This window comes from Pannonibacter sp. CBAS1226, from assembly GCF_055685825.1.
In genome coordinates, this window is the sequence record NZ_JBVOUO010000001.1 from 1,522,386 (window position 1) to 1,529,519 (window position 7,134).

A 7,134-nucleotide genomic window follows, 5' to 3' on the forward strand; every position below is an offset into this window, starting at 1 on the left:
TTGTTGCGTGCTTCAAATGTAGGGTTTGGCAGGTTTTTGGGGCGAGCGAAAGGGCAGAAAACCCAAAAAGAGTACGCTGCGGTACGGCTCCGGTAAAAGTTCTGCTATAGTTAGCCATTGACCTCACAATCGGATCAGAATAGTTATCCATATGGCTAACCAACAGCAGCCACTCGACGCCCTGTTTCATGCCCTGTCGGATCCCACCCGGCGGGCAGTGCTTCAGCGTCTGGGCGCGGGAAGTGCCAGCGTCAAGGATCTTTCCGGACCCTTTTCGATGGCCCTGCCCTCGTTTCTCAAACACCTCGCTGTCCTCGAGGACAGCGGGCTGATTACAACGCATAAGTCGGGCAGGACCCGAACTTGTAACCTCAACAAGGCGGCTTTTGCGCCGGTGGACGACTGGCTTTCAAGCCAGAAGGCGATGTGGACGGCACGCACGGACCGGCTGGTGGCCTTTGTCGAGGCGGAAACTGCATCTGAGGAGGACTGACATGTTTGATCCCGCGCTTGACCTCGAAATTTCCCGCATCATCAAGGCGCCACCGGCCGCGATCTGGAACGCCTGGAAGGATCCGGCCGCGCTCGCCAAGTGGTGGGCACCGGAACCGGTCGTGACCGAGGTACACCAGCTCGACCTGCGGTCTGGCGGCGCCTTCGAGACGACGATGACCCTGCCGGACGGCACGAAGATGAACAATATCGGCTGCTTTCTCGATGTGATCGAGAACCGCCGGATTGTATCAACGGACGCCCTTCTGCCGGGCTACCGGCCGCGCAAGGAAGGTTTCATGACCGCGATCATCACGCTTCAGGAGGTCGATGGCGGCACGAACTATGTCGCACGTGTCCTGCATGGGAATCGCGAGGACAAGGACATCCACGAAAAGATGGGCTTCCACGATGGCTGGGGCACCGCCCTGACGCAGCTGGCACATTTCGTCGAAGGCCACTGACGGAAAACGGCCTCGCGGTTGGGGGTGGCCGCGAGGCCGTCCCGGCTGGCACACAGAGAGGACTGCACCAGCCGGAAAGCATGTTCAGGCTCAGGTTCAGGCTGGGGCTCAGGCAGTTGCACTATCCTCAAGGGCCGGATAGTCGGTGTAGCCCTTGGTGCCGCCGCCATAGAGCGTGTCGCGGTCCAGCTCGTTGAGCGGGGCGTCACGGCGCAGGCGCTCCACCAGATCCGGATTGGAAATGAAGGGGCGGCCGAAGGCGACCATGTCTGCGCGGCCGCTTTCCACCGCCTCGATGGCGCTCGCCCGGTCATAGCCGTTGTTGGCGATATAGATGCCGTTGAAGCGGGCGCGCAGGGCGCCGATGTCCTCGCCCGGCTTCAGCTCGCGGGTGCCGCCGGTCTGGCCTTCCACCATATGCAGATAGGCAAGACCGTAGCCGTTGAGAATGTCCACGGCGCGGGAGAAGGTCTCGACCGGGTTGTCATCATGAATGCCATTGGCATTGGAGAAGGGGCTGAGGCGCACGCCCACCCGGTCCGCGCCGATGGCATCCACCACCGCGTCCATGACTTCCTTGAGGAAACGGGTGCGGTTTTCCAGGCTGCCGCCATAGACATCCGTGCGGGTGTTGGAGCCGGTGCGCAGGAACTGGTCGATGAGATAGCCGTTAGCTGCGTGGATCTCGACGCCGTCAAACCCGGCGGCAATCGCGTTGCGGGAGGCCTTCACATAGTCGGCGACGATACCGGCGATTTCGGAGGTCTCCAGCGCACGCGGTTGCGGTGTATCGACAAAGCCGTTGCCGTCATAGACCTTGGACTGGGCGGCGATGGCGGAGGGGGCGACCGGTGCGGCGCCGCCCGGCTGCAGCACATTGTGCGAAATGCGGCCCACGTGCCAGAGCTGGATCACGATCTTGCCGCCCTTCGCATGAACGGCATCGGTCACCTTCTTCCAGCCTTCCACCTGCGCATCGGAATAGATGCCCGGCGTCCAGGCATAGCCCTTGCCCTGCGGGCTGATCTGCGAGGCTTCGGTGATGATCAGGCCGGCACTGGCACGCTGGGCGTAATACTCCACGTGGATGTCATAGGGCGTATCATCTTCGGCGCGGGCGCGGTTGCGGGTCAGTGGCGCCATCGCAATGCGGTTCGCCAGCTTCATGCGGCCAGCCTGAACGGGGGAGAAGAGCTTTGCTTCCGTCATGATGTCTTCCTTCTTCCGGGTTGCTTTCCGCCCTTTCTGGATCAATCAGTCCATAATTGGGCGGGATTTGAGATCTGGTTATCCGTGAGGGGGTCTAGGCGGGGACGGCTTGCGGCGGAGCCAGAAGCCGGGCAAGCCCTTCGTCCAGCGCCGAGGTGATATAGGCCTCGTCCAGGCCGGACTTGCGCAGGGTCAGCGTGCCGATGGCAAGCGCGGCCAGCGCCCTTGCCCGGGCCCGCAGGGGCTCCGGCCCGTTTTCATCCAGCGCCTCGGCGATAATCGCCTCGATCCGCTCCAGATGATGGCGGCCAAGCGCGGCCACCTCCTCGTTCTGGGGGGCAAGCTCGGTGATGCAATTGACCAGCAGGCAGCCATGCTTGCCGCCGGACGGGTCCGCCAGCGCCCGCAGCATGGCGGCCACCGCCTCTGCCCGGTGCGCATGCGGCGCATCGCCAATAGATTTCAGCGCCTCAAGCGCCGTTGCCGAATAGCGCCGCAGGGCGGCCAGCAGCACGTCCTGCTTGGAGCCAAAGGCGGCATAAAGTGACGAACGGCTGATGCCCATCGCCTGTGTCAGGTCGTCCAGCGACGTCGCCTCGAAGCCCTGACGGCGGAACAGCTCCAGCGCCGCACGCAGAACCTCACCCTCGTCATAGGAACGCGGGCGGCCCGGACCGGCAGTTGCACCGGCAGCAGAGAGGCGTGGTTCGGCAGTCTTTTTCGTCATGGCCTTGAATATGGACTGCTCAGTCCGTAATTCAAGGGGGACACGAACAGGCCACCCTGCCTGTCCACCCTTTGCACCGCAAACAGCACGGAGGCGCATATGCTGCCCTACAGCATGCTGGATCTTTCCCCCATTCCCGAAGGCTCGGACGCGCGTGATGCGCTGGCCAGCACGCTGGATCTTGCCCGCCATGCGGAAGACCTCGGCTTCACCCGCTACTGGCTGGCAGAGCACCACAACATGCCCGGCATCGCCAGCGCGGCCACGGCCATCGTCATCGGTCAGGTGGCCAATGCGACGAAGCGCATCCGCGTCGGTGCGGGTGGCATCATGCTGCCGAACCATGCTCCGCTGGTGGTGGCCGAGCAGTTCGGCACGCTGGCGACCTTCTTCCCCGGCCGCATCGATCTGGGTCTTGGCCGTGCACCCGGCACCGACATGGGCACCGCCCGCGCCCTGCGCCGCACGCTGCAGGCTTCGGATGACTTTCCGGCCGATGTAGAAGAGCTGATCGGCTACCTCTCCCCGGCCCAGCCCGGTGCGCAGGTGCGGGCCATCCCCGGCGAAGGCACGGAAGTGCCGGTCTGGATCCTTGGCTCCAGCCTTTATGGCGCGCAGCTGGCGGCCCATTTCGGGCTGCCCTATGCCTTTGCCTCGCATTTCGCGCCGCAGGCGCTGGATCAGGCGGTCACCATTTACCGCAGCCGCTTCCAGCCGTCCCGCCATCTTGCGCGCCCGCATTTCATGCTGGCGGTGAATGCCTTTGCCGGGGAAGACGACGCGGAAGGCATCTATCTGCGCTCTTCCATGCAGCAGGCCTTCGCCAACCTGCGCAGCGGCCGGCCCGGCCCCCTGCCCCGGCCTGTCGGGAACATCCACGCGGTGCTCGATCCGCAGATGCTGGCCATGGTGGAGATGGCGCTCTCCTGCAGCGTCACCGGCGGGCCGGAAACCATCCGCAGCCAGCTTGCCAGCCTGATCGAGCGCTACCAGCCGGACGAGATCATGTTCAACGGCAACATCCACGATCCCGCCGCCCGCAAGGCCTCCTTCACCCGCACGGTAGCCGCCCTGAAGGACGTGACGGGGGCGATGGCACCTCAGGTGGCCGGGTGAAAATCCGGCCATGGTGGGCGCCAGGGTCTGGACTGTGCTAGGCTGGGGCCAAGGAGCTTCCTGATGCCAACTGTCCGTGCCTTGTTTCCTGTGCTCTTTCTTGCCGCCGCACTTGCGGCAGCGGGAGCCGTGCTGCCTGCGGCCGCTCAAGGGCTGGACATGGTGTGCGATGCCTCGGCGCGGGACTTTGCCAATGCCCATGCGGGCGGCGGGCGGGACATGGGCACCAGCATTCTGGAAGGCGCGATGAGTGGCACGGTTGCCGGCGGCGCCTGGGCTGGCCCGTCCGGCGCAGAGCGCGGCGCCCGCGCGGGAGCAGCGCTTGGCGTGCTCGGCACCATGGCGCAGGACCCGCGCGTCTGGCAGGCGCTCTACGACAGCGCCTACCGGACATGTCTGACACAGAGGTACAGTGCTCCGGCACAGGGAGCGCAGATGCCACCGCCGCCGCAACAGGTTCTCCCCCAGCAGCCTGCACCGTCCGTGCCGCTGGAGGAGTTTCAGTCCTCGGGCGGGCCCTGCGGCTCCAGCGCCAGCTACCGCAAATTTGCGCCCGGCACCCAGCCCTCGACATTTACCGCAAGATCCGGCGGCAACTGCCAGTAGGGCTGGCACTCAGGCCGTGAGGCTTGCCGTGGCCTTTTCCAGCGCCAGATGAAGCTCGCCGAGCCTGCGCTTCAGGTCGCGGATTTCCGCAAGATCCATCCCTGTTGCCCCGCCAAGGCATTCCGGGATCGCCTGCCCGGCCTTGCGCATGTCCGCGCCCTTGTCCGTCAGCTTGACACGCACCTGCCGCTCGTCTGCCGCATCACGGCGGCGGGCGACAAGCTCCATGGCCTCCAGACGCTTCACCAGTGGCGTCAGCGTGTTGGATTCCAGCCCCAGCCGCTGGCCGAGGCCGCCAACCGTCTGGTCATCCTCCTCCCACAGCACCATCATCACCAGAAACTGCGGATAGGTGAGCCCCAGCCCCTCCAGCAGCGGCTTGTAGGCGCGGTTGAAGGCGTGATTGGCCGAATAGATGGAAAAGCACAGCAGGTCCCCGAGGGTGCGAGGACTGGAGCCGCCGGCACTTTCGGGGGAACAGGTGGATGGGGTCATGGGTTACTCCTTCAGGAGAAGAATTTAGTTCGCGCACGATTGAATCGCAACACTTGACAAGCAGGTATAACCAGCCTATCTATCTCTTGCGATTAAATCGCACACGATTTAAATACAGGAGACCGAAATGCCCGTGAACGTTCTGTACACCACCGCAGCCCGCGCAACCGGTGGCCGTGACGGCTCCGCCGAGACTCTCGACGGCACCTTCAAGGTCAGCCTCTCCACCCCGAAGGAACTGGGCGGCGCAGGCGGCGACGCAGCCAACCCGGAAAAGCTGTTTGCCGCCGGCTACTCGGCCTGTTTCCTTGGCGCCATGAAGTTCGTGGGCGGCCAGACGGGCGTAAAGGTTCCCGCCGACACCACGGTCACCGCAACGGTGGGCATCGGCCCGCGTTCGGAAGGCGGCTTCGGCCTTGAAGTTTCCCTCGCCGTTTCCCTGCCGGGCCTGCCGCAGGATCAGGCGCAGGAGCTGATCGAGAAGGCGCATCAGGTGTGCCCCTATTCCAACGCCACCCGCAACAACATCGACGTCAAGCTGTCGCTCGCCTGAGCGAAAGCCCTGTCTGACGGACCGGCGGCAGGAGCAATCCTGCCGCCTCCCTTTTGCAGGCGGTTGACGGCTTCCCCCTGACGGGCCACCCTCTCGCAACCTTGGAGAGACGGAGTCGCCCGATGAAAGCCCTTTCCCGCAGCAGTCTCATCCGCACCGCTGCGCTTGCCCTTCTGACCGGCCTTGCCGCCACGCCCGCCTTCGCGGCGCAGCAGAAATGCGGCGGCGATTTCAAGACGTTTCTTGCAGGCGTCGAGCAGGAAGCCGTCGCCAGCGGCGTCCCGCAAGGCATTGCGGCGCGCGCTCTTGCCAATGCCCAGATCGACAAGAAAGTCCTCTCGCGCGACCGGGGACAGGCTGTCTTCAGGCAGACCTTCATCGAGTTTTCCGCCCGCTCGGTCAGTTCCGCGCGCCTGCAGCACGGCGCCAACAACATGAAGAAATATGCGCAGGTCTTTGCCCGCGCCGAGGCGGAATACGGCGTTCCTGCCGCCGTCATCACCGCCTTCTGGGGGCTGGAGACGGATTTCGGCGCCGTGCAGGGCGACTTCAACACCTTCAACGCCCTCGCCACACTGGCGCATGACTGCCGCCGCCCGCATCTCTTCCGGCCGCAGCTGATTGCCGCCCTGCATATGGTGGCCCATGGCGACCTGGATCCCGCCACCACCACCGGCGCCTGGGCAGGCGAAATCGGCCAGGTGCAGATGCTGCCCGAAGACATCATCCGCTACGGCGTTGATGGCGATGGCGACAACCATGTGGACCTGAAGAACTCTGCGCCCGACGCCATCCTGACGGCGGCGCATTTCATCCAGTCTCTCGGCTGGCAGCGCGGCCAGCCCTGGCTCATTGAAGTGGAAACGCCGGACAACCTGCCCTGGGCGGACAGCAGCCTCGACAAGACCAAGCCCGTCTCCGAATGGGCGGGCCTTGGCGTCCGGGCCCGCAACGGCACATTGCCCGCCGGTGGCCTGCCCGCCTCCCTCATTCTGCCGCAGGGGCGCAAGGGGCCGGCCTTCCTCGCCTTCCCCAATTTCGGCATTTACCTGAAATGGAACCAGTCCTTCATCTACACGACGAGCGCCGCCTATTTCGCAACGCGCCTCGCCGGTGCGCCTGTTCTGGCCAAGACCTCGCCGGAACCGGGGCTGGATGATGCCGGCATGCGTGCGCTTCAGACCAAGCTGCAGGCCCGCGGCCATGACGTTGGCAAGGTTGACGGTATCCTCGGCTCCGGCACCCGCCGCGCCGTCCAGGCCGAACAGCAGCGCCTGGGCATCCCCGCCGACGGCTGGCCGACACCGGCATTGCTGCAGAGGCTGTGACGGAAAGAGGCTTGCCATCCGTTGTCAGCCACAGCTTCGCGGGCAATGTTTACAACGGACTGCCAGTCAGGCTTCCTGGTTACGGTTTGAGGAAAGCCTGTGTTTTGGTCATTCCGGCACGGCGTTTCAGCTCCCCTCCCCCTG

General features: G+C 64.7%; 9 protein-coding genes. 6 read left to right on the plus strand and 3 right to left on the minus strand.

Annotation, left to right across the window (positions count from 1 at the left end; all coding sequences use genetic code 11):
* The first annotated feature begins 151 nt into the window (after positions 1 to 151).
* Entirely contained in the window at positions 152 to 493 is a 342-nt protein-coding gene (locus AC0CMF_RS06985; protein ID WP_374630107.1) for an ArsR/SmtB family transcription factor, read from the plus strand.
* Between the two features lies 1 nt (position 494).
* Positions 495 to 956, plus strand: a complete 462-nt coding sequence (locus AC0CMF_RS06990) for an SRPBCC family protein (protein ID WP_374630108.1) — start codon at positions 495 to 497, stop codon at positions 954 to 956.
* 108 nt (positions 957 to 1,064) lie between these two features.
* Here the strand turns inward: AC0CMF_RS06990 and AC0CMF_RS06995 are convergent, their stop codons facing one another.
* Both AC0CMF_RS06995 and AC0CMF_RS07000 read right to left on the minus strand, forming a co-directional pair.
* Entirely contained in the window at positions 1,065 to 2,165 is a 1,101-nt protein-coding gene (locus AC0CMF_RS06995; RefSeq protein WP_374630109.1) for an alkene reductase, read from the minus strand.
* Between the two features lie 94 nt (positions 2,166 to 2,259).
* Complete coding sequence (locus tag AC0CMF_RS07000) at positions 2,260 to 2,892, minus strand: TetR/AcrR family transcriptional regulator (protein ID WP_055455573.1); 633 nt, start codon at positions 2,890 to 2,892, stop codon at positions 2,260 to 2,262.
* 99 nt (positions 2,893 to 2,991) lie between these two features.
* On the opposite strand from AC0CMF_RS07000, the gene AC0CMF_RS07005 reads away from it, so the two are divergent.
* Both AC0CMF_RS07005 and AC0CMF_RS07010 read left to right on the plus strand, forming a co-directional pair.
* A complete protein-coding gene (locus AC0CMF_RS07005; RefSeq protein WP_374630110.1) occupies positions 2,992 to 4,008 on the plus strand; it encodes an LLM class flavin-dependent oxidoreductase in 1,017 nt (338 codons plus the stop codon).
* 63 nt (positions 4,009 to 4,071) lie between these two features.
* Positions 4,072 to 4,614, plus strand: coding sequence for a hypothetical protein (locus tag AC0CMF_RS07010; RefSeq protein ID WP_374630111.1), 543 nt, complete (start codon positions 4,072 to 4,074; stop codon positions 4,612 to 4,614).
* Positions 4,615 to 4,623: 9 nt separating this feature from the next.
* Here the strand turns inward: AC0CMF_RS07010 and AC0CMF_RS07015 are convergent, their stop codons facing one another.
* Positions 4,624 to 5,109, minus strand: a complete 486-nt coding sequence (locus tag AC0CMF_RS07015) for a MarR family winged helix-turn-helix transcriptional regulator (RefSeq protein ID WP_374630112.1) — start codon at positions 5,107 to 5,109, stop codon at positions 4,624 to 4,626.
* 127 nt (positions 5,110 to 5,236) lie between these two features.
* Here AC0CMF_RS07015 and AC0CMF_RS07020 point away from each other — a divergent pair, with 127 nt between their 5' ends.
* Both AC0CMF_RS07020 and AC0CMF_RS07025 read left to right on the plus strand, forming a co-directional pair.
* Positions 5,237 to 5,662 (plus strand): organic hydroperoxide resistance protein, encoded by a 426-nt coding sequence (locus tag AC0CMF_RS07020; RefSeq protein ID WP_094463712.1) that lies wholly within the window; start codon positions 5,237 to 5,239, stop codon positions 5,660 to 5,662.
* Between the two features lie 122 nt (positions 5,663 to 5,784).
* Positions 5,785 to 6,990 (plus strand): lytic murein transglycosylase, encoded by a 1,206-nt coding sequence (locus AC0CMF_RS07025; protein WP_374630113.1) that lies wholly within the window; start codon positions 5,785 to 5,787, stop codon positions 6,988 to 6,990.
* The last annotated feature ends 144 nt before the right edge of the window (positions 6,991 to 7,134 follow it).

Coding starts and splice junctions, on each gene's coding strand:
- AC0CMF_RS06985 (WP_374630107.1), top strand. CDS start 152: ATGGCTAACCAACAGCAGCCACTCGACGCCCTGTTTCATGCCCTGTCG.
- AC0CMF_RS06990 (WP_374630108.1), top strand. CDS start 495: ATGTTTGATCCCGCGCTTGACCTCGAAATTTCCCGCATCATCAAGGCG.
- AC0CMF_RS06995 (WP_374630109.1), bottom strand. CDS start 2,165: ATGACGGAAGCAAAGCTCTTCTCCCCCGTTCAGGCTGGCCGCATGAAG.
- AC0CMF_RS07000 (WP_055455573.1), bottom strand. CDS start 2,892: ATGACGAAAAAGACTGCCGAACCACGCCTCTCTGCTGCCGGTGCAACT.
- AC0CMF_RS07005 (WP_374630110.1), top strand. CDS start 2,992: ATGCTGCCCTACAGCATGCTGGATCTTTCCCCCATTCCCGAAGGCTCG.
- AC0CMF_RS07010 (WP_374630111.1), top strand. CDS start 4,072: ATGCCAACTGTCCGTGCCTTGTTTCCTGTGCTCTTTCTTGCCGCCGCA.
- AC0CMF_RS07015 (WP_374630112.1), bottom strand. CDS start 5,109: ATGACCCCATCCACCTGTTCCCCCGAAAGTGCCGGCGGCTCCAGTCCT.
- AC0CMF_RS07020 (WP_094463712.1), top strand. CDS start 5,237: ATGCCCGTGAACGTTCTGTACACCACCGCAGCCCGCGCAACCGGTGGC.
- AC0CMF_RS07025 (WP_374630113.1), top strand. CDS start 5,785: ATGAAAGCCCTTTCCCGCAGCAGTCTCATCCGCACCGCTGCGCTTGCC.